Annotated in this window: 22 protein-coding genes; 7 read left to right on the forward strand and 15 right to left on the reverse strand. The window is 50.9% G+C overall.

The window, feature by feature from the left end:
• The first annotated feature begins 174 nt into the window (after window positions 1-174).
• The 3 genes from BJQ97_RS17035 to BJQ97_RS17045 all read left to right on the forward strand — a co-directional run bounded on the left by BJQ97_RS17035 (window position 175) and on the right by BJQ97_RS17045 (window position 2,454).
• Window positions 175-1,002 carry a basic amino acid ABC transporter substrate-binding protein gene (locus tag BJQ97_RS17035; protein ID WP_160157472.1) on the forward strand — a complete coding sequence of 276 codons (828 nt, stop codon included), beginning with the start codon at window positions 175-177 and terminating at the stop codon, window positions 1,000-1,002.
• A gap of 76 nt (window positions 1,003-1,078) precedes the next feature.
• Window positions 1,079-1,735 (forward strand): amino acid ABC transporter permease, encoded by a 657-nt coding sequence (locus tag BJQ97_RS17040; RefSeq protein ID WP_023633306.1) that lies wholly within the window; start codon window positions 1,079-1,081, stop codon window positions 1,733-1,735.
• The gene (locus BJQ97_RS17045) at window positions 1,732-2,454 is read left to right on the forward strand and encodes an amino acid ABC transporter ATP-binding protein (protein WP_160157473.1); all 723 of its coding nucleotides are present in this window, start codon (window positions 1,732-1,734) and stop codon (window positions 2,452-2,454) included. Before BJQ97_RS17040 ends, BJQ97_RS17045 begins: the two co-directional genes overlap by 4 nt.
• A 222-nt stretch (window positions 2,455-2,676) precedes the next feature.
• On the opposite strand, the gene qoxD is transcribed toward BJQ97_RS17045, so the two are convergent.
• The 5 genes from qoxD to BJQ97_RS17070 all read right to left on the reverse strand — a co-directional run bounded on the left by qoxD (window position 2,677) and on the right by BJQ97_RS17070 (window position 7,457).
• Window positions 2,677-2,976, reverse strand: a complete 300-nt coding sequence (gene qoxD / locus BJQ97_RS17050) for a cytochrome aa3 quinol oxidase subunit IV (protein ID WP_160157474.1) — start codon at window positions 2,974-2,976, stop codon at window positions 2,677-2,679.
• Window position 2,977: 1 nt separating this feature from the next.
• Entirely contained in the window at window positions 2,978-3,592 is a 615-nt protein-coding gene (qoxC, locus tag BJQ97_RS17055) for a cytochrome aa3 quinol oxidase subunit III (protein WP_160157475.1), read from the reverse strand.
• Window positions 3,593-3,595: 3 nt separating this feature from the next.
• Window positions 3,596-5,542 (reverse strand): cytochrome aa3 quinol oxidase subunit I, encoded by a 1,947-nt coding sequence (gene qoxB / locus BJQ97_RS17060; protein WP_160157476.1) that lies wholly within the window; start codon window positions 5,540-5,542, stop codon window positions 3,596-3,598.
• A gap of 17 nt (window positions 5,543-5,559) precedes the next feature.
• Entirely contained in the window at window positions 5,560-6,465 is a 906-nt protein-coding gene (gene qoxA, locus BJQ97_RS17065; RefSeq protein ID WP_160157477.1) for a cytochrome aa3 quinol oxidase subunit II, read from the reverse strand.
• A gap of 248 nt (window positions 6,466-6,713) precedes the next feature.
• Window positions 6,714-7,457, reverse strand: a complete 744-nt coding sequence (locus BJQ97_RS17070) for a TrmH family RNA methyltransferase (protein ID WP_160157478.1) — start codon at window positions 7,455-7,457, stop codon at window positions 6,714-6,716.
• A 231-nt stretch (window positions 7,458-7,688) separates the two neighbouring features.
• Between BJQ97_RS17070 and BJQ97_RS17075 the strand changes: the two genes are divergently transcribed.
• Window positions 7,689-9,077 (forward strand): amino acid permease, encoded by a 1,389-nt coding sequence (locus BJQ97_RS17075; RefSeq protein ID WP_160157479.1) that lies wholly within the window; start codon window positions 7,689-7,691, stop codon window positions 9,075-9,077.
• 981 nt (window positions 9,078-10,058) lie between these two features.
• On the opposite strand, the gene BJQ97_RS17080 is transcribed toward BJQ97_RS17075, so the two are convergent.
• Window positions 10,059-11,438 carry a putative DNA binding domain-containing protein gene (locus tag BJQ97_RS17080; RefSeq protein WP_160157480.1) on the reverse strand — a complete coding sequence of 460 codons (1,380 nt, stop codon included), beginning with the start codon at window positions 11,436-11,438 and terminating at the stop codon, window positions 10,059-10,061.
• Between the two features lie 183 nt (window positions 11,439-11,621).
• Here BJQ97_RS17080 and BJQ97_RS17085 point away from each other — a divergent pair, with 183 nt between their 5' ends.
• Together BJQ97_RS17085 and manA are read left to right on the forward strand one after the other, a co-directional pair.
• On the forward strand, window positions 11,622-13,148 hold the full coding sequence (locus BJQ97_RS17085) for an FAD-dependent oxidoreductase (protein ID WP_160157481.1): 1,527 nt from the start codon (window positions 11,622-11,624) through the stop codon (window positions 13,146-13,148).
• 191 nt (window positions 13,149-13,339) lie between these two features.
• On the forward strand, window positions 13,340-14,302 hold the full coding sequence (gene manA, locus BJQ97_RS17090) for a mannose-6-phosphate isomerase, class I (RefSeq protein ID WP_160157482.1): 963 nt from the start codon (window positions 13,340-13,342) through the stop codon (window positions 14,300-14,302).
• Window positions 14,303-14,466: 164 nt separating this feature from the next.
• Here the strand turns inward: manA and BJQ97_RS17095 are convergent, their stop codons facing one another.
• Window positions 14,467-15,621: a glycerate kinase gene (locus BJQ97_RS17095; protein WP_044732908.1), complete on the reverse strand. Its 1,155-nt coding sequence runs from the start codon at window positions 15,619-15,621 to the stop codon at window positions 14,467-14,469.
• A 710-nt stretch (window positions 15,622-16,331) separates the two neighbouring features.
• Here BJQ97_RS17095 and BJQ97_RS17100 point away from each other — a divergent pair.
• Entirely contained in the window at window positions 16,332-17,570 is a 1,239-nt protein-coding gene (locus tag BJQ97_RS17100; protein WP_160157483.1) for a GGDEF domain-containing protein, read from the forward strand.
• Between the two features lie 298 nt (window positions 17,571-17,868).
• Here the strand turns inward: BJQ97_RS17100 and rlmH are convergent, their stop codons facing one another.
• The 8 genes from rlmH to yycF all read right to left on the reverse strand — a co-directional run bounded on the left by rlmH (window position 17,869) and on the right by yycF (window position 25,403).
• On the reverse strand, window positions 17,869-18,348 hold the full coding sequence (gene rlmH / locus BJQ97_RS17105; RefSeq protein ID WP_160157484.1) for a 23S rRNA (pseudouridine(1915)-N(3))-methyltransferase RlmH: 480 nt from the start codon (window positions 18,346-18,348) through the stop codon (window positions 17,869-17,871).
• A gap of 84 nt (window positions 18,349-18,432) precedes the next feature.
• On the reverse strand, window positions 18,433-18,585 hold the full coding sequence (locus BJQ97_RS17110; protein WP_011232932.1) for a CxxH/CxxC protein: 153 nt from the start codon (window positions 18,583-18,585) through the stop codon (window positions 18,433-18,435).
• Between the two features lie 55 nt (window positions 18,586-18,640).
• Window positions 18,641-19,861, reverse strand: coding sequence for a S1C family serine protease (locus tag BJQ97_RS17115; RefSeq protein ID WP_160157485.1), 1,221 nt, complete (start codon window positions 19,859-19,861; stop codon window positions 18,641-18,643).
• Window positions 19,862-19,962: 101 nt separating this feature from the next.
• Complete coding sequence (locus BJQ97_RS17120) at window positions 19,963-20,757, reverse strand: MBL fold metallo-hydrolase (RefSeq protein ID WP_160157486.1); 795 nt, start codon at window positions 20,755-20,757, stop codon at window positions 19,963-19,965.
• Between the two features lie 6 nt (window positions 20,758-20,763).
• Entirely contained in the window at window positions 20,764-21,546 is a 783-nt protein-coding gene (locus BJQ97_RS17125; protein WP_013146696.1) for a two-component system regulatory protein YycI, read from the reverse strand.
• Window positions 21,533-22,861 carry a YycH family regulatory protein gene (locus tag BJQ97_RS17130; RefSeq protein ID WP_160157487.1) on the reverse strand — a complete coding sequence of 443 codons (1,329 nt, stop codon included), beginning with the start codon at window positions 22,859-22,861 and terminating at the stop codon, window positions 21,533-21,535. The genes BJQ97_RS17125 and BJQ97_RS17130 overlap by 14 nt, the downstream gene beginning before the upstream one ends.
• Window positions 22,854-24,683, reverse strand: coding sequence for a cell wall metabolism sensor histidine kinase WalK (walK, locus tag BJQ97_RS17135; RefSeq protein WP_160157488.1), 1,830 nt, complete (start codon window positions 24,681-24,683; stop codon window positions 22,854-22,856). The genes BJQ97_RS17130 and walK overlap by 8 nt, the downstream gene beginning before the upstream one ends.
• A gap of 6 nt (window positions 24,684-24,689) precedes the next feature.
• A complete protein-coding gene (yycF, locus tag BJQ97_RS17140; protein WP_011232938.1) occupies window positions 24,690-25,403 on the reverse strand; it encodes a response regulator YycF in 714 nt (237 codons plus the stop codon).
• Between the last annotated feature and the right edge of the window lie 152 nt (window positions 25,404-25,555).

The raw sequence follows: 25,555 nt of genomic DNA on the forward strand, positions 1-25,555 counted from the left end.
ATCCCATTTTATTTATCACGATAAAACCATTGATAAAACCCACATTTTCTTATTAAGGAGTGGATACCAAAATGTTCAAACAATTATTTTTATAAAACCTATTGCATAACCAAAAAAATATTGATAGTATGATAATCGTTCATCGACAATGATTTCAAAGGGGGATTTTATAACATGCTTAAAATGAAAAAAGGTTTATTCGTGACTGTTGTTGCCGCGTTGCTGATGGCGCTCGCTGCCTGCGGCGGCAAGTCAACGGAAACAAGCTCGTCATCGAGCGGCGGCGGGGAAGCAAAGAAAAAAATCGTCGTCGGCACAGATGCGGCGTTTGCGCCGTTTGAGTATATGGATAAAGGAAAAATTGTCGGCTTCGACGTCGATCTTCTCGATGCTATTATGAAAGAAGCCGGTCTTGACTACGAATTGCGAAACATCGGCTGGGATCCGCTGTTTGCCGCATTGCAAAGCAAAGAAATCGACATGGGCATCTCAGGCATTACGATTAATGATGAACGCAAGCAAACATACGACTTTTCCATTCCTTATTTTGAATCCACTCATATGATCATGGTTAAAGAAGGAAGCCCGATTCAAAACGCGCTTGACCTAAAAGGAAAAACAGTAGGTGTACAAAACGGCACCACAGGGCAAGAAGCTGTAGAGAAATTGCTTGGGAAAGAGAATAAAAATATCAAAAAGTTTGAAAACACGGTCGTCGCCATTATGGATTTGCTCAACGGCGGTGTTGATGCAGTGGTCACAGACAACGCGGTAGCCAATGAATACGTGAAAAACAACCCAGACAAAAAGATCAAAGCGATTGCTGACCCGAAAAACTTCCAATCTGAGTTTTATGGTCTCATGTTCCCGAAAGGAAGCGAGTTGAAACCAAAAATTGACGAGGCATTGAAAAAAGTGATCGACAGCGGCAAATACGCAGAAATTTACAAAAAATGGTTTGGTACTGAACCGAATATCGAAAGCTTGAAACAAGCCCAATAACAATGAAAATACACGAGATTGAAAAAGGCGTAACTGGCCATAAGTTACGCCTTTTTCATAAGAAAGGTGAGAACCGATGGATTTCCGTTTCGATATCATTATAGAATATGCCCCGTTTTTCCTGCGCGGATTGTTGCTGACCATTGGTGTTTCGATCGCCGCCATTATTGCGGGTTTAATTCTCGGCTTGATCATCGGCCTTGGCAAAATGTCAACCAACCGCCTCATCCGGTTGCCTTTTGCATGGTACATTAACTTTTTCCGCGGCACACCGCTTGTCGTGCAAATTTTACTCGTTCACTTCGGTGTCATGCCAATCTTTTTCGCCCAGCCAAGCGCAACCGTTTCACTGATCGTATCGCTTTCGCTCAACTCGGCCGCCTATGTGGCGGAAATTTTCCGCGCCGGCATCCAGTCCATCGACAAAGGGCAAATGGAAGCGGCCCGCTCGCTCGGCATGACGCACGCGCAGGCGATGCGCTACATTATTTTGCCGCAGGCGCTGAAGCGGATGATTCCGCCGTTTGCAAATGAATTTATTGTCCTGATCAAGGATTCTTCGCTTGGACTGGTCATCGCCGCCCCGGAACTGATGTATTGGGGAAGAGCGGCACAGGGGCAATATTACCGCGTCTGGGAGCCGTATTTGACAGTCGCGTTTATTTATTTGTTGCTTACCCTCTCCCTCAGCAAACTCTTACACTATCTTGAAAGGAAGTATTCGACCCAATGATCGACGTACGCCAGTTGAAAAAATCGTTTGGATCGCTTGAAGTGCTGAAAGGGATCAATGTCCATATTCGCGAAGGGGAAGTGGTCGTTGTCATCGGGCCATCCGGCTCAGGAAAATCGACGTTTTTGCGTTGCTTAAACTTGCTTGAAGATTTCGATGAAGGTGAAATTATCATTGACGGCATCAACTTAAAAGCGAAAGACACGAACTTAAACAAAGTGCGTGAAGAAGTGGGCATGGTGTTCCAGCGCTTTAACTTGTTTCCGCATATGACGGTGCTGAACAATATCATGCTGGCACCGATGAAAGTGCGCAAATGGCCGCGTGAAAAAGCGGAAACGAAGGCGATGGAGCTGCTCGCCAAAGTCGGGCTGAAAGACAAAGCGCACGCCTACCCGGACTCCCTCTCCGGCGGACAGGCGCAACGCGTTGCCATCGCCCGGGCGCTCGCCATGGAACCAAAAATCATGTTGTTTGACGAGCCGACATCCGCCCTTGACCCGGAAATGGTCGGCGAAGTGCTGTCGGTGATGAAGCAGCTGGCCAATGAAGGGATGACGATGGTTGTCGTCACCCATGAAATGGGCTTTGCCCGCGAAGTCGGCGACCGCGTCCTGTTTATGGACGGCGGCTACATTATCGAAGAAGGCAAGCCGGAAGATTTGTTCGACCGCCCGCAGCACGAGCGGACGAAAGCGTTTTTGTCAAAAGTATTATAAAAAGCGCCTTGCCTTGAACCGGCAAGGCGCTTTTTCCTCCTCGGCAAAAATCCGCCGGTTATGGTGATGAGTTAAACCGGCTGCCCGAAATGACGCCAGCTGGCCCTTCCCGTCCATCTAGTCCTAAACAGACCCGACCAAAGCTCTGCAGTCCATCCGTCCCCAAACACCAACGCTCTATCATTATGAAAAAAGCCGGCCTGCCATGAGGCCAGCTCCACGCTACAACACAAACTGCATCACCCAAATCGAACCAGCGACAACGACAACGGCGATAAAGAAGCTGTACGCCATGTTGAATGTTTGAATACGGCCGCTGTCGCTTTCGGTCACGTGCATGAACATAAACAGCTGCAAGCTTGCTTGCATCACCGCAAACACGACAATGATGACAATGACCGCTTTGAGCGGCAGCCCGGATGAGAGCGCCACCCAAAGGGCAGCAAACGTCAAGACGAGCGACAACAAAAACCCGATGATATGTTTCCACGGAAATGATTCGTGATGGCCGTTCGCCCCCATGTTAAATCACCATCCCTAACAAATAGACGAGCGTGAAGATGAAAATCCAAACGACGTCTAAAAAGTGCCAATATAGGCTGACGATAAACACTTTCCGCGCTGTTTTCGGCGTAAAGCCGCGCTGGAGGAGCTGGATGATGATCAAAATCATCCAGCCAATTCCTAAACTGACGTGGGCGCCGTGTGTGCCGACGAGCACGAAAAAGCTTGATAAAAACGCGCTCGTCTGCATCGTCGCTCCTTCATGGACGTAATGGATGAACTCGCGAATTTCAAACGTAATAAACCCGGCGCCAAGCAAAAGCGTCACCAGCAGCCAAGCGATGAGCCCGCTCATGCGGCCGCGGCGCATTTCAAAAATGGCCAGCCCGCACGTAAAACTGCTCGTTAAAAGCAACAGCGTTTCAATCAGAACGTCTTTTACCTCAAACAGCTCGCCTGCCGTCGGCCCCAAGCCGGTCCGTTGGAACAAGACGAGATACGTTGCAAATAGCGTCGCAAACAACGCGACTTCCGCCCCGAGGAAAATCCAAAAGCCCAATATGTTCAACCGACTCTCTTGTGTCCGATACTCCAGCGGCAGCGTTTCATCATAGCGATGTGCAGCTTCTCCCATTCGTTACGCCCCCTTTCGCGCCGCCTGCTCCATTCGTTTAATCTCATCAACCGGAATATAGTAGCCATCATCATCTTCAAATGAACGGAGAATCAACCCAAGCACAATGAACAACGCGCCGACAATGGCCAACGCAAACCATTTGAACACGAGGCCGAATCCGGCGACGAAAAACGCGACCGACATCCAAAACGGGCGTCCTGAGTTGCTTGGCATATGGATCGGCTTCAAATCTTCCTCTTTCACGTGGAAGCCGCCGTATTTTTTCTTCATCACCCAATACGCATCTACATCTTCGACGACCGGCGTCACCGGGAAGTTGTAATGCACCGGCGGCGACGCGGTCGCCCACTCGAGCGTCCGCCCGTTCCACGGGTCGCCGGTCATGTCGCGCTCGCCGTAGCGGGCGCTGTAGTAAATGTTATAGCAAAGCACGATAAATCCGATACCCATCAAGGCCGCCCCAACCGTCGCAACAACGTTCAGCGGCGTCCAGCCGAGACCAGCCGAGTACGTGTACATGCGGCGCGTCATCCCCATCAGCCCGAGGAAATACATCGGGAAGAAGCAGACGTTAAAGCCGATCATAAACAGCCAAAACGTCCATTTGCCGAGCCGCTCGTTTAAAATATGGCCAAACATTTTCGGATACCAGTAATGCAAGCCAGCAAAGCAGGCGAACACCGTACCGGCAATCAACACGTAATGGAAGTGGGCGATGAGAAAATAGCTGTTATGGTATTGGTAATCGGCCGCCGCCATCGCCAGCATCACACCTGTCACGCCGCCGATGACAAAGTTCGGGATGAACGCCAGCGACCAAAGCATCGCCGTTGTAAAACGAATTTTCCCTTTTCGGATCGTAAACAACCAGTTGAAAATTTTCACCCCAGTCGGGATCGCGATCGCCATCGTCGTGATCGAGAAGGCGGAGTTCACGGCCGGCCCCGCACCCATCGTAAAGAAGTGGTGCACCCAAACGATAAAGCTCAGGAACGCAATGCCGACGATCGAACCGACCATGGCCTTATAACCGAACAGACGCTTCCCGGCAAACGTGCTGACGACCTCCGAGAAAATGCCGAACGAAGGCAAAATGACGATATATACTTCCGGGTGACCCCAAATCCAGAACAAGTTCGCCCATAACATCGACATGCCGCCATTGGCCATCGTGAAAAATTGCGTGCCAAATACGCGGTCGAACGTCATTAATGCCAAGGCGACGGTCAATACCGGGAACGCAAAAATAATGAGCACGCACGTAATGAGAATCGTCCACGTAAACATCGGCATGCGCATCAATGTCATGCCTGGCGCGCGCATTTTTAAAATCGTCACAAGGAAGTTGATCCCGGTCATCAACGTCCCGATCCCGGAAATTTGCAAGGCAACGGCATAGTAGTTGTTGCCGACGCCATGGCTGAATTCGTTGCCGGCGAGCGGAAAGTACGCCGTCCAACCGGCATCCGGCGATCCGCCGATGACGAATGAAATGTTAAACAGCAACGCACCGAAGAAAAAGAGCCAAAAGCTTAACGCATTCAAATATGGAAACGCGACGTCGCGCGCCCCGATTTGCAGCGGAACGACGATGTTCATCAGTCCAATGATGAACGGCATCGCCATAAACAAGATCATAATCGTCCCGTGCGTCGTAAAAATTTCATTATAGTGCTGGGCATCAAGAAATTTCATATTAGGAGCCGTCAGCTGCGCCCGCATCAAAAGCGCATCGACGCCGCCGCGGAACAGCATGAGCACCGCGCAAATAATGTACATGACGCCGATTTTTTTATGGTCCACCGTCGTGAGCCATTCGTTCCACAGCCATTTCCACTTTTTAAAATATGTCAACACGAACACAATGCCGACCATTGTCAAGACGATGGCGACATCGGCCGCATAAATGAGCGGCTCGCCAGTGACAAAAAACTCACTCCATTTCACCTTTCACTCCCCCTTTCCTATTCGCCATGGTGATGGCTCTCTGTCATCGCTTCATCGCTTTGATCGTCATTTTTCATTCGCTTTCCATCTGCATGATGGCTGTTCTGTTTTGCGTGGTCAATCCATTCTAAGTGGGTGTTCGAAAACGTCATCCGCCCGACAAGCCCCGGTTTTAAAATTTGTGCATATTTTTTCTCATCGAGCTTCGGGGCGGTTTGTTTCACTTCATTCACCCATTTGCGGAAGTCATCTCCCGTTTGCGCGACGACCTCAAACTCCATATGAGCGAACTTTTCCCCGGAAAAGTTGGCGCTCCGCCCCATGTAGGAACCTGGCTTGTCGGCTTGCAAAATCAACTCCGTCTCCATGCCATCCATCGCGTATTTTTGCCCGCCTAATTCCGGCACCCAAAACGAGTTCATCGGCCCGACCGAAGTCAGTTTAAACTTAACCGGCACACCGGCGGGAATATGGACGTAGTTGACCGTTTCAATGTTTTCTTCCGGATAGCTGAAAATCCATTTCCAGTTCGCCGCCGTCACATGAATCGTGATCGGTTCAATTTTCTCAGTCGGCGGCTTTTCCAACGCAAACGTCGCCTTCACTGTCGGAACAGCGAGCGCCGCGACGATCAAAATCGGAATGGCCGTCCAGACAACTTCAAGCAGCGTGTTCCCTTCCTCATCCGGCGGCTCATAGCCGGCATTTTCCGGCTTCTCGCGATAACGAATGAGAAAAACGGCAAATAACGTAAACACAACAACAATAATGAACAACATAAAGCCGACCGACCACATGATCAAATCATACTGCATGCGCGCCACCGGCCCTTGCGGATTGAGCACAGCGGTGCGCTCCACGCACCCCCCAAGCAAAAACAAAAGCGGCAAAACCAGCACGGCGCGCCATCTCGCCCGTTTCATCGCTATCGGTCCTCCCTCTTCCGCCCCAGCCACTTTGGGGCCTTCCATGCATTTTCTTCTGTCTCTACCATATCAAAATTGAAAATGTTTGAAACGAACGAGCGAAAAAGTTCATAAATCGGCAAAACATTTGTCACAAACTGTTCAATCATTGTTCAACAAATCGCCACTTGTTTTCCTCGTTTAGGGAAATATTGATGATAAAGGGGAGTTGCGGAAAAATACGCCATAAAAAACAGCCGGATTCTTTATTGAAAGGAACCCGGCTGTCCTCCGTTGTTTTGTATTGTATATCCTTGTTGTTCCAATTGTTTGCGGATTCGTGGATTTAACGTTTGCCACATCCACTGTTCATACAACACCTTTTTCTCCCCGAACGATAAATAGTAGCGCTCCCCTGCTTGGCGGCGCGCCCGCTCGGTGACATCATAGAGCGCCAACGCGGCGGCGACGGAAATGTTAAAGCTTTGCACAAAACCGTACATCGGAATGACAAACGTTCCGTCCGCCAAGCAGAGCGCCTCTTCCGACACGCCGCTATGTTCATTGCCAAACAACAGCGCTGTCGGTTGGGACAGATCGATCTCGGAAACCGGAATCGTCCCCTCACCAAGATAGCTTGCATACACTTGATACCCTTGCTGTTTCAAGTCGGCAATGGCCGTTTTGATATCTGGCTTATGGTGGAGCGTCAGCCACTGATCGGCATAGCGGGTCACAAGCCGGTTCGGCGAAAACGGCGCCTTTCCCGTCACGATATGAACGTCTTGAACGCCAAACGCTTCAGCCGTCCGCAGCACCGCCGCTTGGTTATGCGGGTCATCGACCGCTTCGATCAAGACGGTAATATAGCGGGTGCGCTCATTCAAAACCTCATACATCCGTCGAAGCCTCCTTGGCAAAATCATTTCCCAAACCGGACGCGTCGATTCGGTGATCAGCCCTTCGTGCCGCAGCTGTTCCAAAAATGATGCCGCTTCCCGTTCTTCCACAACGCATCCCCCTTTCCAAGCCCACCGTATTCTGTGTTTCCCATTGTACAAAATGACAGGATGCCAAAGCAATTCTTATATTTTTAAATACTATTCAGATTATTAAATATATAATAACTTGAAAACATTGCTCATTTACAACCTCTTTCTCTATCGGTTAGTATTATAATGTAAGCGCTTAAAAAATACTTTTCCAAAAAATATTATTTATTATTAAAAGGAGGAGAAACAATGGAGCAAAAACAGCCGCAATTGCATCGAGGCTTAGAAGAACGGCATATCTCGCTCATGTCGCTCGGTGCAGCGATCGGCGTCGGCTTATTCCTCGGTTCGGCGTCCGCGATTGAGATGGCTGGACCGGCGATTTTGCTCGGCTATGCGGTCAGCGGCGCCATTATGTTTTTTATCATGCGCGCGCTGGGTGAAATGGCAGTCGAACACCCGGTTGCCGGTTCGTTCAGCCGCTATGCTTATCAATATTTAGGTCCGCTCGCTGGCTACTTGACCGGCTGGAATTATTGGTTTTTATGGGTGGTCACATGCATCGCTGAAATTACGGCTGTCGGCATTTACATGCAGTTTTGGTTCCCCGGCACGCCGCGCTGGGTGTGGGCGCTTGCCGCGCTGGTGCTCATGACGTTCATCAACTTTCTCGCGGTGAAAGCGTACGGGGAGTTTGAATTTTGGTTTGCGTTAATCAAAATCGTGACGATCGTCGCCATGATCATCATCGGCCTTGGCATGATCCTCTTTGGCATCGGCAACGGCGGCGTCGCCACCGGCATCCACAATCTTTGGAAGCACGGCGGCTTCTTCCCGCACGGGATCAGCGGCGTTTTGATGTCGCTGCAAATGGTCATGTTCGCCTATTTGGGCATTGAGATGATCGGCGTAACGGCCGGGGAAGTGAAAAATCCGCAAAAGTCGTTGACGAAAGCGATTAACAGCGTCTTTTGGCGCATTTTGATCTTCTACGTTGGGGCACTGTTTGTCATCATGTCCATTTATCCTTGGAACGAAATTGGCGAAAAGGGAAGCCCGTTCGTGCTGACGTTTGAAAAAATCGGGATTCACGCCGCGGCTGGCATCATCAACTTTGTCGTCTTGACCGCCGCCTTGTCGTCGTGCAACAGCGGCATTTTCAGCACGAGCCGGATGCTGTTTAACCTTGCTGAACAGCAAGAAGCGCCGAGCGCATTCGGCCGGCTGACAAAGCGCGGCATTCCGGGCGCGGCCTTGATCGCCACTGCGCTTGTCATGCTTGTCGGCGTCTATTTGAACTACGTATCGGAAAAAGTGTTCCAATGGGTGACAAGCATCGCCACATTCGGCGCCATTTGGACATGGGCGGTAATTTTGCTGTCCCAGCTGAAATTCCGCAAACAGTTGAGCGCGGAACAAGTAAAACGTCTCACGTTCAAACTTCCGCTTTATCCGTACAGCTCATACGTGTCGCTTGCCTTTTTGATCGGCGTTGCCGCTCTAATGGCGTATTTCCCAGATACGCGCATCGCCTTGATCATCGGCCCAGCCTGGCTGCTGCTTTTGACGGCAGTATACTTCGCCAAAGGAATGCATCGTCGTCAGCATGGACAAGCCGAAGAAAAGCAAGCTGGATGACAAGTATGAAAAGGATCCCATTTGATCGCGGGATCCTTTTTTCTTTGAGAATCGTAGGCGCGCAGATGCTGATTCCCTCTATTATAGATGCAATTTGAAGTTTTACCATTTGCAGCTTTTATCGACTGTCGGGCGACCGAACAACGCCGCTTCACAGACCCATGTATGGGTCTGTGAAGCTAGTAGTTGTTGGGTCTTCCGTCACGTCTTGACGTGACGGGGGCGAGCCTACGGCTTGCCTCGTCAGTCGAAAAAATAAGTGGCTTCTCCGCCAAGGATATGTTAAACGTTTTCGTTGCATCTATATAGATGCAATTTGAAGCTTTAACATTTGTCGCTTGTCCCGAGCATTGGATCGAGACTGTCGGGGGAACGAACAACGCCGCTTCCAGATCCATGTATGGGTCTGTGAAGCGGGTGGTTGTTCGGTCTTCCGTCACGCCTTGGCGTGACGGGGGCGAGCCTACGGCTTGCCTCGTCAGTCGAAAAAATAAGTGGCTTCTCCGCCAAGGATATGTTAAACGTTTTCGTTGCATCTATATAGATGCAATTTGAAGCTTTAACATTTGTCGCTTGTCCCGAGCATTGGATCGAGACTGTCGGGGGAACGAACAACGCCGCTTCCAGATCCATGTATGGGTCTGTGAAGCGGGTGGTTGTTCGGTCTTCCGTCACGCCTTGGCGTGACGGGAGCAAGCCTGTGGCTTGCCTTCAACAGCCGAAAAATGGACAAGCCACTTTTCCGTCAAGGATATGTTAAACTTTTTCGTTGCATCTATATATAATAGAAGGCTGGTGAAAAACAATGGATTCGCTCGATCCATGAGGAATCGCAGAGAAAAGAAAACACGATGTTGCAAGGTTTTTCAAATTGAGAAATATCTGTGTAAATCTTTATATCCATTTCAATCACCGGTCTTCTAGAAAGACTGATGATTGAAATAGGAAGCCCGGTTGGGTGTGAACTCCCCTCCAACCTTTTCATTCATCGGCCGCCATATAGGCTTGGCGAGGATGATTGGGTTGATCCGGGTATTTTAAGCGGATTTTCCCTTCCTCCAACAGCTTTCCTAAATAATTGTTGCGCAACCCATCCGGCGTCCGTTCGAGCAGCTCTGCCAGCTCTTTCAGACGCAGCGGCCGCTCGCGGCATAATCGAACGATCAATTGTTCCATGACTGCTGGAGCCAACCGTTTTTTTCGCCGTGCTAATTCCGCCATCTTCCATAGCCGTTCGTCGATCGTTTCCCTTTTTTCGTCGCTGTCATGCATACGGATGTCGTTGTTTACGGAGCTAAGCAAACTATTTACGAACCCCAGCTCTTTATTTATAGAGTCCGAAGTTCTATTTACGGAGTCAAAGTCGTTTTTTACGGAGTTCGATCCACTGTTTACGGAGTTTTTTGTTATATTTACGAAGTTTCCTCCGTTATTAACGGGGTTGGTGTCTGTATTTACGGAGCTTAGTTCGTTAGTTACGAAGCTCTCGGTTTCCTGTCCGCTGCCCGGATCCAGCCATTCAGGTTTCGACTGTTCCAGCTGTCCAGCCGGCTCTGTTTCCATTGTTGCGCTAATTTCAGCTGGAAATGGCAGCGGACATAACACAACGATTGTACGGTCCGGATTCGTTTGCTGCAAGATATCGATCGGGCAAGCAAGCACCTGTTCCTGCATATCGCACATTCGCTTGAGGCCCGATCCCGCGCGTTTGCATACGTCGATCAACAAAAACATTTTAAAGATATTCGGGTTGCGCAAATTGCTCATATGCCCCGCCATTGCCGCTTCAATCGGGATGCGGAACCGTCCCGGGTTGGCAAAGCAAAATGAACGATCCTCTTTTTCGACGGTGATGCCGCCTTCCTCCCCATAATCGGCATGAACGATGGCATTAGCGAGCGCCTCCCCAAGCAGAGCACGCCCTTCATCCGACCAAACGTGACGCTCCAGCTCAGCCAACACGCGAAAATAAAAATCGTAAATGTTGCCTGACCATGTACCGTCCTGCGATGTGAACCGCTTCGTCCATCCTGCCGCTTCACCGTCAGCGTGCTCTCGATATTCCAAAAAGTATTGCGGCAGCACCTCGGTGATGATCCGCTCCTCACTGAACATCAACAATCCCGCGAGCGTCAGCCCTTCTTTGCTGCTGTCGCGCAGCTTGCCCCACGCGCCGATTTTGTACAAAAATTCTTTTGTCTCAAGACCGTTCCACGGATGGCCCGGCTTCACTCGCGCGAACCGCTCGCGGTAATGGCTGACGGTCTCAAAATTGAGCTCGCTTAAGCTGTAATGCTCTAAAATCAGGCTGTCTGCCATCGCGTTGGCGCGTTCATGAAACGAATTTGTATATTTATTCACTCCTGATCTTCCTTTGACATTATTTTTGCAAAACAGTTTTGTCCTCTTTTTTCTATTGTATCATCTTTCACTCTTCTTGCGGACCGGTTGCCAAAAAAGAAAACAGTTGTGGATATGTGGAATAGTTCGCCTGATAAAAGGAAAACTACAGAAGACAATATTGACAACCAAGGAGGTGTAGTGATGTCGTCCCTTCCTTCCACCGTAGAGCCTTACTGGCGCGATTCCGTTTCACTTCCGTCGTTTCCGAAGCTCGATGGGGACATTTCCGTCGACGTCGCGGTCATCGGCGGCGGCATTTCCGGCATTACAACCGCTTATTTGCTGGCGACGCAAGGGGCGCGCGTCGCCCTTCTGGAAGCCGACCGGCTCCTGAACGGCACGACCGGCCATACGACAGCGAAAATCACCGCCCAGCACGATCTCGTCTATGATGAATTTCTCAACCATTTCGGTGCAGAAAAGGCGCGGCTCTATTATGACGCCTGCGTGGACGCACTCCAGTTTATCCGCCGCACGATCGAAGAGCAACAGATCGACTGCGATTTTTGCGAGCAAGATGCCTATATTTATACGACATCTTCCTCTTATTTCCAAAAAATAATGAAAGAATGGGAAGCGTACGAACGGCTCGGTATTGACGGCGCCTTCGTTGAGTCGATCCCGCTCCCGCTGCCGGTGGCAGCAGCGGTTGTGATGAAGCGGCAGGCACAGTTCCACCCGCTCAAATATTTAGTCAAGCTCGTTAACGCCATCACGCAGGCCGGCGGCGCCATTTACGAGCACACGCCGGCGGCGGACATCGAGCAAGGAAGACGGCTAGCAGTCACAACGCGCGACAAAAAACGGGTTGAGTGTGACTATGTCGCCGTCTGCTCCCATTTTCCGTTTTACGACGGCGGGTTTTACTTTTCGCGCATGTATGCCGAACGGTCGTACGTATTGGGAGTGACGATCGCTGAACCGTACCCGGGCGGCATGTATTTAAGCGCCGATGAACCGAAGCGCTCGGTTCGCTTCGCAACGGCAGGCGGCGAGACGCTCATCTTGATCGGCGGCGAAAACCATAAAACCGGCCAAGGCGTGCCGACGATGCGCCATTACGAGGCGCTGTCTTCGTTCGCTTCGCAGCTGTTTACGGTGGACGATATCCGTTACCGTTGGTCGGCCCAAGATTTGACGACGCTGGACAAAGTGCCGTACATCGGCCCGATGACGGCAGGGACGCCAAACATTTATGTCGCGACAGGGTACCGGAAGTGGGGGATGACGAACGGGACGGTCGCCGGGATGCTTTTGTCTGACCTCATCCTCGGCCGCGACAACCGATACCGCGACTTGTACTCGCCGTCGCGCTTTTACGCCGATCCGAGCATTAAACAGTTTTTCACGACAAACCTCGATGTCGCCAAACATTTATTGTCCGGGAAAATGGAACCGGCCGTTCGGCGGCCGCAAGATTTGGCGCGCGGCGAAGGGGCGGTTGTCTCGGTCAACGGGAAACGGGCCGGCGCCTATAAGAACGAAGCCGGGATGCTCCATGTCGTCGACACGACGTGCACCCATATGGGCTGCGAGCTGGAGTGGAACAGCGGCGACCGGACATGGGACTGCCCATGTCATGGCTCGCGCTTCTCGATCGATGGCCATGTGATCGAAGGACCGGCGAAACAGCCGCTCGCGCGCATTGAACTTGATGACGCGACGTGACGCGCTGACGCAGGACGGCGGCGCGTGAAGAACACTATCGCAGTCGGCATGTCGACCTTGAGTTCCAATGGGGGTTGGGATCGTATGTTCCTAACCCCCTTATCGTTTTCATTTGCCGATGGCGCATTTCGTGATAAGATGAAAATTAGAGTGGACTGCATGTTGCATGATGTTTTCGGGAGGGATGACGCATGGACCTTGAACCGATTTTTCTCACCCCTGTCTTTCAAGAGCGCATTTGGGGCGGCACGAAGCTGGCCGAACGATTCGGCTATGACATTCCGTCTTCGCAAACAGGGGAATGCTGGGCGGTGTCCGCCCATCCGCACGGGCAGACGGTCGTCGCCCGCGGACCGTTTGCCGGAATGACGCTCGGGCAATTATGGGAGGAACGTCGCGACTTGTTCGGCCATTTTCCGTCTGACCGCTTTCCGTTGTTGACGAAGATTTTAGATGCCAACGCTGATTTGTCGGTCCAAGTCCACCCGGATGATGAATACGCGAAAACGCATGAAGGCGGAGAGCTCGGCAAAACGGAGTGCTGGTACATCATTGACTGCAAGCCGGGCGCTAAGCTCATTTACGGCCATTATGCCGAAACGAAAGGAGAGCTGCGCGCGATGATGGAGGCGGGCGAATGGGATCGTTTGCTGCGGAAAGTGCCGATCCGCCCCGGCGACTTCTTCTATGTCCCGAGCGGCACGATCCACGCCCTTTGCGAAGGGACGCTCGTCCTTGAGACGCAGCAAAGCTCGGATACAACCTACCGCGTCTACGATTACGACCGCGTCGACAGCCAAGGGCGGAAGCGCGAGCTTCATCTCGAGAAAGCGATTGACGTCACGACCGTTCCGCATCGCGACATCGATGTCCGCCCCCATGTCGCCGAATTTCCCGGCGCGACGGTGACGACCTTCGTGGAAGGAGACTACTTCGGCGTCCAAAAATGGGACGTCCATGACGTGTTCGCGTCAGAACAGACGAAACCGTTTCTCATCGTCAGCATCCTAAAAGGCGAAGGTGAGCTCGTTCATCATGAGCGGATATACGCGATCCGCCAAGGCGACCACTTCATTTTGCCGCACCAATTTGGCCGGTTCACGATCCGCGGGATGCTTGAGGCGATGGCCTCATGGCCGCGGGCAGGCAAATAAACGGCTGACTGCCTCAATCAATGGGTTGCAACATACAAAAAAGGTGTCCCCAAAGGCAAGAGGACACCTTTTTCTATTGTCCACCCGAGAAGGGGACGGCTGAACAGAACATGCCGTTCAACAATAGGATTTCACCCATGAAGAAATCCCATCATCTTCCCCGCTTAGGAGGAAGATGTCCCTTTCATCTGACCGAGACGATACACAGAAGCAATATGCCGCGCCGTTTGTGTCACATAATGTTCTGCCTGCTCCAACGCTTTTTCAAGCGGCACGACGCCGGGCACGATCGTAAACAGCGCGTCGATGCCATGATCCAACACGACGGCGCTGTCGTCGCCCAACGACCCGGCGATGCCGATGACGGGGACGCCGAACTGTTTCGCCGTCTTGGCGACGCCGATCGGCGTTTTGCCGAACACCGTCTGTCCATCGATCCGCCCTTCGCCGGTGATGACCAAGTCAGCGTCTTTGACGCGCTCCGCGAGCTGAACCGTCTCGATCACAATCTCCACGCCGCGCTTCAGCTCGGCCGGGAGAAACGCGAGCAGCCCCGCCCCCAAACCGCCGGCCGCGCCAGCGCCGGGAATGTCGCCGACTTGTTTGCCGAGCTCGCGGCGGATAATATCAGCGTAATGCGCTAAATTCTGGTCGAGGACCGCGACCATGTCCGGCGTCGCTCCTTTTTGCGGGCCAAAAATGGCGGACGCTCCTTTCGGTCCGGTGAGCGGGTTGTCGACATCACACGCGACGTCAATTCGGACTGACGCAAGGCGTGGATCGAGTTCAGAAAGATCAATGGTATGCAAATCGGCCAGCGCCCCGCCGCCCGGGCCGATGTCGCGGCCGTCACGGTCCAACAGCCGCGCTCCGAGCGCTTGCACCATGCCGGCCCCGCCGTCGTTTGTCGCGCTGCCGCCAATGCCGACAATCAAATGAGTGGCGCCGGCGTCAAGCGCCGCTCGAATCAGCTCGCCTGTCCCCCGCGTCGTCGTCACCAACGGATTGCGCCTGTCGCGCGGGACAAGGTGCAGCCCCGAAGCGGCCGCCATCTCAATCACCGCTGTTTTCCCGTCACCAAGCAAGCCGAAAAACGCCCGCACTGGCTCACCGAGCGGTCCGGTCACTTCCGTTTCAACGATGCGGCCGCCGGTCGCGTCAACGAGCGACCGCACCGTTCCTTCCCCGCCGTCAGCCATAGGCACTTTGATGTATTCTGCATCCGGAAACACCGCCCGAAATCCACGCTCGACCGCCTCGGCGACTTCGAGCGCAGAAAGGCTTTCTTTAAACGAATCAGGGGCAATGACGATTTTCATTCTTTTTCCCTCCTCTTTTGTCTCCATCCAAACACTGGCAACCAAAAGTCATCGGGAACGGCCGCCTTGGCATAAACGATGCAGCACCCTCCAACTATAATGTTGTTCGCCAACCGAAGCGCTGCTTCCTTTGTGCGCAAACAAGCCGGCCAACATGCTAATGCCACGAGCAAGCCATGGCTGCCCGTAGCCGTCATGAGCGGGAAAAGAGAAGCGCCAAACACCTCAGCCGCCGCAATCGTATTCGGATTCGGCGATACGATATTTCCGGCCTTTCCGTCGCCGACAACGCCGCAATCGCGCTAGCTATACTGGAAGCACCACCCATGCTTTATCTGCTTCCCTTTTCATTCAGCAAAACAAGCACGATCCAGCTGTATTGTTCACTAAAAAGAATCGGCATCGATTTGAGCCAGCTTTTACTCAATATGTGTCAAATTTTGTGGAAAAAAGGCGAAAAACAACGCCATTTCTCCTATTTCCAAAATTGTGTATATAGTACTATAATAGATGTAACTATACGTTCGTTTGTTCCAATTGGGAACATATTCATTCTATGGCAGTGTCCAAATTGATCATTCGCCATCGTCTTCCACAACTTGTATTTTTGCTGAAAGCCACTGGCATGTGAGTGGCCATCCTCTTTTTTGGCATCACTTCGCCAGCGCCGAAGTTGTCAGAGGTCAGATTTTATAGGAGAGAGAGCCGAGATGTTACTCCGAGCACGACCGATCATTTTTGCTGTTTTTTCCGCGTCCATTGCTGTTGTTTTTGTGTCAAAACCGCCTTCCTTCGATCGCACCTATGTCATCGCTTTGCTGTTTTATTGGCTGTTTTCCATCTTGTATTCACACTTGCGCGTCATCGACAAAACGAAAAACAATATTCCTGTTGATTACGGCATTAACTATAGCTTATCGTTCGCCTTATTTGCCGGCCCGCTCGGGCTGTTTATCTTTGAAACCTTGTTTCGCTTGACTGAACATATGGCAAAAAAATATTTGAAAACAGCGGAACCGGATGAATGGCTGCATACATTGTACAATATCGGCTCTTTTGTAACGTTCAATTCACTGGCGTTTGCTTTATACAATCTTCTTCATCCGCTGTTTCAATCTGTTCCGCTCATCGGTTTTTGGCTGCTTATTTTCCTGCTCGTCATCGTCGTTTCTTTTTTGGCGGACTGCTGCCTGATCATCGTTTTTTATATGACCGGCGATATTCAGACGCAGCGTGAGGCGTTGGATTTTATTAAGACGAGAAGCTGGATGGACATGGGGAAAACAGCGCTGACAAACGGCCTGTTATTTCTTTTTTTGCAAGAACAGCGGTGGGATATGCTCTTAAGCTTATTTTTGCTGAATTACTTCGTCAGCCGTTCGTTCTTTTCCAAATCGCAAAGCATTCAGCATAAACTAGAACGCGACCAGTTTGAAAAAATGGCATACACCGACTTTTTGACCGGCGTCCACAACCGCGCCTATATGGATCAAACAATCGCCAAGTTAAACGGAACAGGCGAATGGATCGGCGTGGTCGTCGCTGATATCGACAATTTCAAAACGATCAACGACACATACAATCATGCCGTCGGCGACGAGGTAATCCGCCATTTCGCCTCAACCTTGAAACAGTTTCTTAAAGAGGGGGATTTTTTGTTCCGCAGCGGCGGCGAAGAATTTACGATGTTTTTGCGTAATCGCACGTTTGAAGAGAGCGTCCGACTCGTCGAGGAGATGCGGGAAGCCGTGCGCCATAGCACTGTGTTGGTCGATTATATGGCGGCGAAACGTCCCATTGCCTATACGTCGTCGTTCGGTCTTTACTTTTGTCAAGCAGAAGGAACAATGTCAATTGAAAAAGCGTATATTTATGCCGACCATTTATTGCTCCGTTCGAAGGAAAGCGGCAAAAATAAAGTATCAGCCCAATGCGGGGGAGTTGCATAAATTAGACGGTCCCCCTTGACTTTTCCTTGGCGCCCCCCTCTTTCCTTTCCATACTTCCTAAAAGGCCGGTGATTTAATGAGAAAAAGCAGTTCAAAACCGGATCTTCTCAAATTGAGAAGTCTTGTAAAATCGGCTCTTATTTCCCGACGAACTCCATCGATTTGGCAAACATAATCGTTTTTCACCGTCCTTCTAAACGTCATTTGGCATAACACCTTAATAATCAAGATTAGCTATCTGTCAAACCAATGCGGCACCCCTTGATTTTCAACCACCTACAGAATGACAAAACGTCGTTTACTTATGGTACGGTTCCCCCCTGTTGATCCGAAACGCACGATAAATTTGCTCGAGCAAAATGAGGCGCATGAGCTGGTGTGGAAACGTCATTTTCGAAAACGACAGCGTCTCATCGGCGCGCATCATCACTTGTTTGCTTAAACCAAGCGAGCCGCCGATGACGAACACCACTTTGCTTTTGCCGTAGGTGGCGAGCTCGTCGAGACGGGCGGCGAATTGCTCGGACGATTTCATCTTCCCTTCAATCGCGAGCGCGATGACGTGGGCGTCATGCGGAATTTTCGCCAGCAGCCGTTCTCCCTCGCGCTCTTTGATTTGTTCCTCCTCAAGTTCGCTCGCCCGCTCCGGCGTTTTTTCATCAGCGACTTCGATGATGTCGATTTTGGCGTACGCGGACAGACGCTTTGTATATTCATAAATTCCAGCGATTAAATATTTTTCCTTCACTTTACCCACAGCGACAATGGAAATATGCACAAACAACCCCTTCCTTATAAACAGCTTATCAACAGGATTTATCCACATATACACAACACATATCCACATGTTGTGAAAAAACTGTTATCCTCCTACGACATATACAGCTTGTTTCGAGCAAAAATAACACTGTTTTTCGCTGTTGTCCACAGGCAGGAGATCTGGCGCCTGTTCTGTTTCATCTACATATTGATCAATGGCAATGTCGACATGTTCTTCACATGTGAATATCATCATTCTTGCTCCTTTCCTTGTGGAAAAAAGAAGGAGCGTTTCCGCTCCCTCCATTCGTTTAATACGACTCGCGCGCCAGCTTCATGGTGACCGTGCGTTTTTTTCCATCACGATAAAACGTGACTTCCATCCGGTCACCGATTGATTTTTTCGTATACAAATATTTGCGCAAATCAAGCACGTTGCGGATTTTTTCGCCGTCAAGCGCCACGATGACATCAAACTGTTTTAAGCCCGCCTGTGCAGCTGGTGACATCGGCACGACTTGAATGACCGCCGCTCCTTCCGTTACGTTCGGCGGCAAATGAAGCGTCGCCTGCAAATGGTACGATGGGATGTCGCTCAGCGAGCGAAGTTCAACGCCCATATACGGACGGCGCACTTGTCCGTATTTTTCCAAGTCCGAAATGATCGGAATGGCCGTGTTGATCGGAATCGCGAATCCGATGCCTTCAACCGCCTCTTGGGCGATTTTCATCGAGTTGATGCCGATGACTTGCCCCTTGATATTGACAAGTGCACCGCCGCTGTTGCCCGGGTTGATCGCCGCATCTGTCTGCAATACTTCTGCGTTCCAGTCTGGAGCGCCGTCTTGGTCCAAATCGACTTCGACTGTCCGGTTCGTTCCGGAAATAATGCCTTGTGTCACCGAGCCGGCAAACTGCAAACCGAGCGGGTTGCCGATGGCAATGACCGGCTCGCCTGGCTTCACCGCATCAGAGTTGCCGAACTGGGCGACTTTTTTCACGTGCTTCGCGTCAATTTCCAAGACGGCTAAATCCATAAGCACATCGCTGCCCAGCAGCTTTGCCGGCACTCTCGTCCCATCTTTGAGGCTCACTTCGAGCTGACTGGCGTTTTCGACAACATGATGGTTCGTGACGATAAACGCCCGGCCTCCCGCTTTCTTGTAAATGACGCCCGATCCGACGCCAGCCTCGCCTCCTTGCGACCAGAAGCTTGCTTCTTGAATGTTGACAACGCCGACAACCGCATCCGACACTTGGTCGATCGCCTTTGTCACCGCCGTCGTCACATCAACGGAAACACTCTGCCGAATCGGTGGAGTTCCATTTTCCTCTGTTTTTGGCTCTTCCTCTGCTCTTTGATTCGGCACAACATCATACGGGAGGATATCCCAACGGGAAAGCGCCGGAATGGACATAAGGACGAGCAACCCTCCTAACACGGCGCCGACAAGCGCGGAAACAAACGATCCGCTGCGCCGCTTCCTCCTCGTTTGTTCGTACGGCTCATAATGGTCGTCGTAGTATCCCATGCTCACCATCCTTTCCACATTCGTCTCCATCCCTCATTATAATCATGAACAGGAGAAAAAATCCAACAAATGCATCTCCCACAGCTTCGGCAAAACGGGCTTTATACATACGCCAGCGCCGTCGCCCGACGCGGATCGGTATCATACAAATGAAAGCGGGCGCCGACCGCTAAGCCTTTCTGTTCCAACACTTGCGTCACGGTCATGTGCGCCAGCTCTTTCATATTGTTATCTTGGCTCAAATGGGCCAAATAAATTTGCTTTGTCCGGTCGCCGATCACGTCAGCAAGCGCCAAACCCGCTTCCTCATTCGAAATATGGCCGACATCGCTTAAAATACGGCGCTTGACGCTCCATGGATATCTCCCCATCCGCAGCATGCCGACGTCATGATTGCTTTCAAACACGAACACATCCGCGTTTTCAATCGTCTTTTTCATCCGCTCGCTCACGTAACCGGTATCGGTGAGCAACACAAGCTTTTTCCCTTCATAGTGGAAAACGTAAAACATCGGCTCGGCGGCGTCGTGAGAGACGCCGAACGATTCGACGTCAACATCGCCGAACGTCCTTACCGCGCCGAGCGGAAAGACAAATTTTTGCTCGGGCGGAATGTCGCCAACCGCTTGCTCCATCGCCCGCCACGTTTTTTCATTGGCATACACCGGCAGCCGATACTTGCGGGCAAGGACGCCGATCCCTTTAATATGGTCGCTATGTTCATGGGTGACAAGCAGCGCATCAAGCTGTCCCGGATGGCGGCCGATCTCAGCAAACAACTCCTCCAGCTGCTTGCCGCTCAAACCGGCGTCAACAAGCAGGCGCTGGCGGTCTGTCTCAATGTAAAAGGCGTTGCCGGTGCTGCCGCTGGCCAGCACACTAAATCGCATCGTCATGCTCTTTCACTCCAGCACATTTCCTTGATCATTGATCACTTGACCTTCAAAGGCATTGACGAAATAATCTTCCTTCCGATTGACAACGATATGCCAAGTTGGAGTCAATACTTGGGATGCAGTAAATTGAACAAGCCCGTAATAGCCAAGCTCCACTTTCGTGACGCGGTCGCCCGGCTGCAAATGCCCTTTTCGGTACAACGTCTCAATGGCTTTAATCGCTGGGACGATATCTTGCTTCCGCTCGTACTTTTCCAAGTCGCTGAGCATCGTCTGTTCATACGACAGCGCTTCCCGTCTCCCGTTGACATGGATGACGAGCTTGCTGTTTTCATTGCCGTAAATCATCTTGCCGTCATACACTTGATAGCAGGTCAAGATTCCTTGTTTTTCATCAAACGACCAAAAGGCATATTGTCCGCCGCCGATGATGTAGCGTTGCAAAAACTCACGCAGCTGGTATGGATCGTCAATCGGCAGCGCAACCGGATCGATGAACGTCCCTTTGACTTTCGTTTCTCCTTCGATTTTCACTTTTTGCCCGGGCAGCTTTTTTACATCCGCCATGGTGAATGAGCGGCTTTTGCCGCTGACATACGCCGCTTTCGTCACTTCCTTCGGCAGATCGACGTACGTAATGCCGTTGGCCTCAAGCTGCTCTTCAATCGTCGTTTCCAAAATGACATCGAGCTGGCTGCTGTTTCGTTTTTCCATAAACTGATATCCTAAAAAGCAGTCGAGGATGAGGAACACGATAATAAAAATTGTCTTCGTTTTACTCCAGTCCATTTGTTCCCCCTCCTCCCGCCTCATCGCCCATGTTTACCTTTTTCCATGTTTGTCCGTACAAGTAGAACCATGCCGGTTCAAGGCGGATGACTTTTTCCCGCTCCGGATCTTTGACGAGCTCATAGCCGATGGCGATATCTTTGATGAGCGATTTGCGAACGCCTTTCGTCTGTTCGAACCAGTTGACGACCTCATGGCCGGACGGCAGCGTTTTTAGTGTGCGGTTGCGATCCGCGATTTCAAGCCGGAAGAGCGGACGCTGGTATTTCATCAAGTCGGACGCTCCCCACGTCTCCACGATTTCTGACATGCCGTATTCATTAAAGACTGGATAGCCGTTGACGACAAGCCGGAACGTGACTTTTCGATCCTCCTCGCTCCAGCGGGCGAAATGGTACAGATCCGTCCAACCGCCATGCTCATTGACGAAATCAATGCTTTTTTGGATGATATGGGTTTCTTGCTCCGTTTGTCCCATATTCGAGACGCGCGCCGCTGGATTCACATACAGCAGCATCCGTTGAAGAAAATCGACGTCCATCAGCCGCGAACCGTCTGTATATTCTTCGCCAAACGGAATCAAATCTTTTTTGACAAAGCTCGGATCGCTAAAGAGCGCTTCTTTAAACTTGTCTGCGTCCAGCTCGTCCGTATAATATTGCAGACTGCTGAGCGCCACTTCTTTTTCCGGCAAATACAACTGCTTCGTTTCGCTGACCGGATAAGCGAAATAACGCGGAAAATGGCCCGCTTCTTTCGCCAGCCGGCCGATCGCCGATAAGGAGGCGTCGCTGGCGATCGCCTTATAAATTTTGCGCTTGTCGGTGGCGATGAAGTAGATGGGGAACTCGTCCTTCCCGCCGAGCGGGACAAGCAGACGGTCAAATGCCAATCCGTCGAGCCCCCTGTCATCGATCGTGAAAATCAATCGGTATATGTCGATCGGCACCTCATCGGGGTAAATGATCTCAAGCCGCTCTTTGCCATTCAAAAACGATAAAAACTTCCCATGCGGAACAGAAGACGAAACATCTTCGAAATCGTCAAGCGTCCATTTTCTCATTTCTTTCAGCACTTCATTTTTCTCGTCGTCTTTCGTCACAGCATAGGGGACGCCGTTTTGATGAATGAGAATCTGCTTTGGCTGCACGACCATCGCTGTATCTACTTGCGTATTGCTCACGGAGACGTGTTGAATGTATTCGTCGTTTTGCAGCACGTCGTATTTCGGATGATATGTCCATAAGGCAAACGTTAAGGTAATGCTGATGAGCACAAGCAACGTCAACACGATGGTTTTGATCGTTTCATACATCGCACCAGTCATCCTTTTGCTCGCGTTCTAGCGGCAGCGTAAAATAAATCGTCGTTCCTTTATGCTCTTTGCTTTCTGCCCAAATCGTCCCGCCATGGGCGACGACGACTTCTTTGGCAATGGCCAGCCCAAGCCCCGTGCCGCCCAATTTGCGCGATCGCGCTTTGTCGACCCGGTAAAACCGTTCGAAAATTTTTGCCAAATCGGCTTTCGGAATGCCGACTCCTTCGTCGCTGACGCTGACAATAATTTCATCAGCCAGTTTGCGGACGCGAAATGTAATCGTCCCGCCTTGTGGAGAATATTTCAAAGCGTTCGAAATAATGTTGTCTAACACTTGCGTAATTTTATCTTCATCAACTTCAATAAAAATCGCCTCGCGCGGAATTTTGCGAACGAACCGGATGTTGTCGCTTTTCGTCAACTCAAATCGGTCAATGACTTTATGGAAATAGGCTGAAAAATTGATCCACGTTTTCTTCAGCTTGTAGTCTTTGCTGTCGAGCTTGGACAGATGGAGCAAGTCGTTGACGAGCCGAATCATCCGTTCCGTTTCATTTTGCACGACTTGAATGAACCTCGGCGCGATGTCTTTATCTTGCCAAGCGCCATCAGCGAGCGCTTCTAAGTAGCTTTTCATCGTGGTGAGCGGCGTGCGCAATTCATGCGACACATTGGCGACAAACTGCCGCCGCTCACGGTCGATTTTTTCCTGTTCGGTAATGTCGTGCAAAACGACGATCAACCCGTTGACAAATCCGCCCTCTTTTTGAATCACCGACAACGACGCGCGCAAAATATACAGTTCCTCATCCGTGCTGAAATCTAAAATGAGCGAATCGCGCTCCTCAAGCAGCGTTTCAAACGTATACTGGTCGGCAATGCCAAGCACGTCGACGATCGAACTCGACAGCACTGTTTCACGTGAAACATTCAAAATGTTTAACGCCGCATCGTTAATGAGAATGACGCGCCCGCGGCGGTCGGTCGCAATGACGCCATCAGTCATATGCGTCAACACCGACTCGAGCTTGCGCCGCTCTCCCTCCGTCGTCGCCTGCGCTTCCTGCAGTTTTTTGGTCAGGTTATTGAACGTCATCGCCAATTGGCCGATTTCATCATAGCCGTACACTTTCACCTTGCGGGAGAAATCTCCCCTCGTCATCGCCAGCGCTTGCCGACGCATATCGGAAATCGGCCGGGTGATCGTGCGCGATAAAAAAATGCCGAGCACGGCGGTAATGGCGAGAGCGATCCCCGTCCCGGTCGCCAAAATCATATTGATTTGCCGCATTTGCGAAAAGACGTTTTCCATAGAGGCGATGACGTAAATGACACCTTTGATTTCGCCGCTCGTTTTGATCGGAGTCGACGAAATGTACATGCGATGGCCTGTTTTCGAATCGAGCAGCATCCGGTCGACGATTTCGCCGGTGACGAGGGAACGTTTTACATAAATCTCGGTCGTCCGCTTTCCGACGATGTTTTGCATATACGGATTGGATGTCGCAAGCACTTTCCCTTTCTCATCGATGACGCGCACTTCGGAAATGTCTTGGGAAACGAAATCATGAAGAAGCGAACGGATGTCTTCTTCCAATGTCGCGCTTTTTTCATCGCGCTCCCGATTCATCGCCTGCTCGACGTTATAGGCGAGCAAGGTCACCCGTTCGTTTAATGAGTTTTTAAAGTTCTGCACAAGCTCCGTTTCCAGCTTGCGAACGAAGTACACGCCGATGATTTGCATAGCGACGAGAATCAGTAATACATAAATGATGACAAACTTAAAATGAATCGAACGGAATGGGCCTACTTTTTTCATGCTGGCTCATGACTCCTGTTCCGGATTGCGCAAGTAATAGCCGACGCCCCGTCTTGTGACGATCCAATTCGGGTGGGAAGGGTTGTCCTCAATTTTTTCACGCAGACGTCTTACCGTCACGTCGACGGTGCGCACATCGCCATAGTAATCGTAGCCCCAAACGGTTTGCAGCAAATGCTCGCGCGTCATCACTTGGCCGATATGCTTCGCCAAGTAATGAAGCAGTTCAAATTCGCGGTGGGTCAGTTCAATGGTTTCTCCTCGCTTTTGCACGACATACGCGTCCGGACGGATGACGAGCGGGCCAATGACGATTTCATTTGTTTCGTTTTCTCCTTCTTCTTGGTTGGCCGTTTGCGCATGGCGGCGCAAGTTTGCCTTCACCCGCGCTAGGAGCTCGCGCGTGCTGAACGGCTTTGTCACATAATCGTCCGCACCAAGCTCCAACCCAAGCACTTTATCAATCTCGGAATCTTTCGCTGTCAGCATGATGATCGGCATATCATATTTTTTCCGCACTTCACGGCATACTTCCATGCCATCTTTTAACGGCAACATAATATCCAATAAAATCAAATCCGGCATCGTTTCTTCGACTTTCTGCAACGCTTCTTCGCCATCGTAGGCGCAAATGACTTCATATCCTTCTTTTTGCAAATTAAATTGCAAAATATCGGCAATCGGTTTTTCATCATCAACGACTAAAATGCGTTTTTCCATCTCGCTCACATCCTTCCTTATTGCGATGGAATCCTATCATTACTAATTTACCATGTTATGAGCATGAAATCATCCTTTGCCGATTGCCATTTTGAGGAGCCTATCAAAAGAAAAAAGCATAGACGCGCGCGCATCTATGCCTGTAGTTTGCA

This window comes from Geobacillus sp. TFV-3 (genome assembly GCF_009901865.1).
GTDB classification, from domain to species: Bacteria; Bacillota; Bacilli; order Bacillales; family Anoxybacillaceae; genus Geobacillus; species Geobacillus thermoleovorans_A.

Excerpts from the sequence above, each read along its gene's own strand:
- yycF (WP_011232938.1), bottom strand. The coding sequence starts at position 25,403 with ATGGAAAAACGCATTTTAGTCGTTGATGATGAAAAACCGATTGCCGAT.
- BJQ97_RS17115 (WP_160157485.1), bottom strand. The coding sequence starts at position 19,861 with ATGGGATACTACGACGACCATTATGAGCCGTACGAACAAACGAGGAGG.
- BJQ97_RS17120 (WP_160157486.1), bottom strand. The coding sequence starts at position 20,757 with ATGACGATGCGATTTAGTGTGCTGGCCAGCGGCAGCACCGGCAACGCC.
- BJQ97_RS17085 (WP_160157481.1), top strand. The coding sequence starts at position 11,622 with ATGTCGTCCCTTCCTTCCACCGTAGAGCCTTACTGGCGCGATTCCGTT.
- BJQ97_RS17035 (WP_160157472.1), top strand. The coding sequence starts at position 175 with ATGCTTAAAATGAAAAAAGGTTTATTCGTGACTGTTGTTGCCGCGTTG.
- BJQ97_RS17110 (WP_011232932.1), bottom strand. The coding sequence starts at position 18,585 with ATGATGATATTCACATGTGAAGAACATGTCGACATTGCCATTGATCAA.
- BJQ97_RS17075 (WP_160157479.1), top strand. The coding sequence starts at position 7,689 with ATGGAGCAAAAACAGCCGCAATTGCATCGAGGCTTAGAAGAACGGCAT.
- qoxC (WP_160157475.1), bottom strand. The coding sequence starts at position 3,592 with ATGGGAGAAGCTGCACATCGCTATGATGAAACGCTGCCGCTGGAGTAT.
- BJQ97_RS17125 (WP_013146696.1), bottom strand. The coding sequence starts at position 21,546 with ATGGACTGGAGTAAAACGAAGACAATTTTTATTATCGTGTTCCTCATC.
- BJQ97_RS17100 (WP_160157483.1), top strand. The coding sequence starts at position 16,332 with ATGTTACTCCGAGCACGACCGATCATTTTTGCTGTTTTTTCCGCGTCC.
- qoxA (WP_160157477.1), bottom strand. The coding sequence starts at position 6,465 with ATGAAACGGGCGAGATGGCGCGCCGTGCTGGTTTTGCCGCTTTTGTTT.
- BJQ97_RS17095 (WP_044732908.1), bottom strand. The coding sequence starts at position 15,621 with ATGAAAATCGTCATTGCCCCTGATTCGTTTAAAGAAAGCCTTTCTGCG.
- BJQ97_RS17040 (WP_023633306.1), top strand. The coding sequence starts at position 1,079 with ATGGATTTCCGTTTCGATATCATTATAGAATATGCCCCGTTTTTCCTG.
- qoxD (WP_160157474.1), bottom strand. The coding sequence starts at position 2,976 with ATGGGGGCGAACGGCCATCACGAATCATTTCCGTGGAAACATATCATC.
- walK (WP_160157488.1), bottom strand. The coding sequence starts at position 24,683 with ATGAAAAAAGTAGGCCCATTCCGTTCGATTCATTTTAAGTTTGTCATC.
- manA (WP_160157482.1), top strand. The coding sequence starts at position 13,340 with ATGGACCTTGAACCGATTTTTCTCACCCCTGTCTTTCAAGAGCGCATT.
- BJQ97_RS17130 (WP_160157487.1), bottom strand. The coding sequence starts at position 22,861 with ATGTATGAAACGATCAAAACCATCGTGTTGACGTTGCTTGTGCTCATC.
- BJQ97_RS17045 (WP_160157473.1), top strand. The coding sequence starts at position 1,732 with ATGATCGACGTACGCCAGTTGAAAAAATCGTTTGGATCGCTTGAAGTG.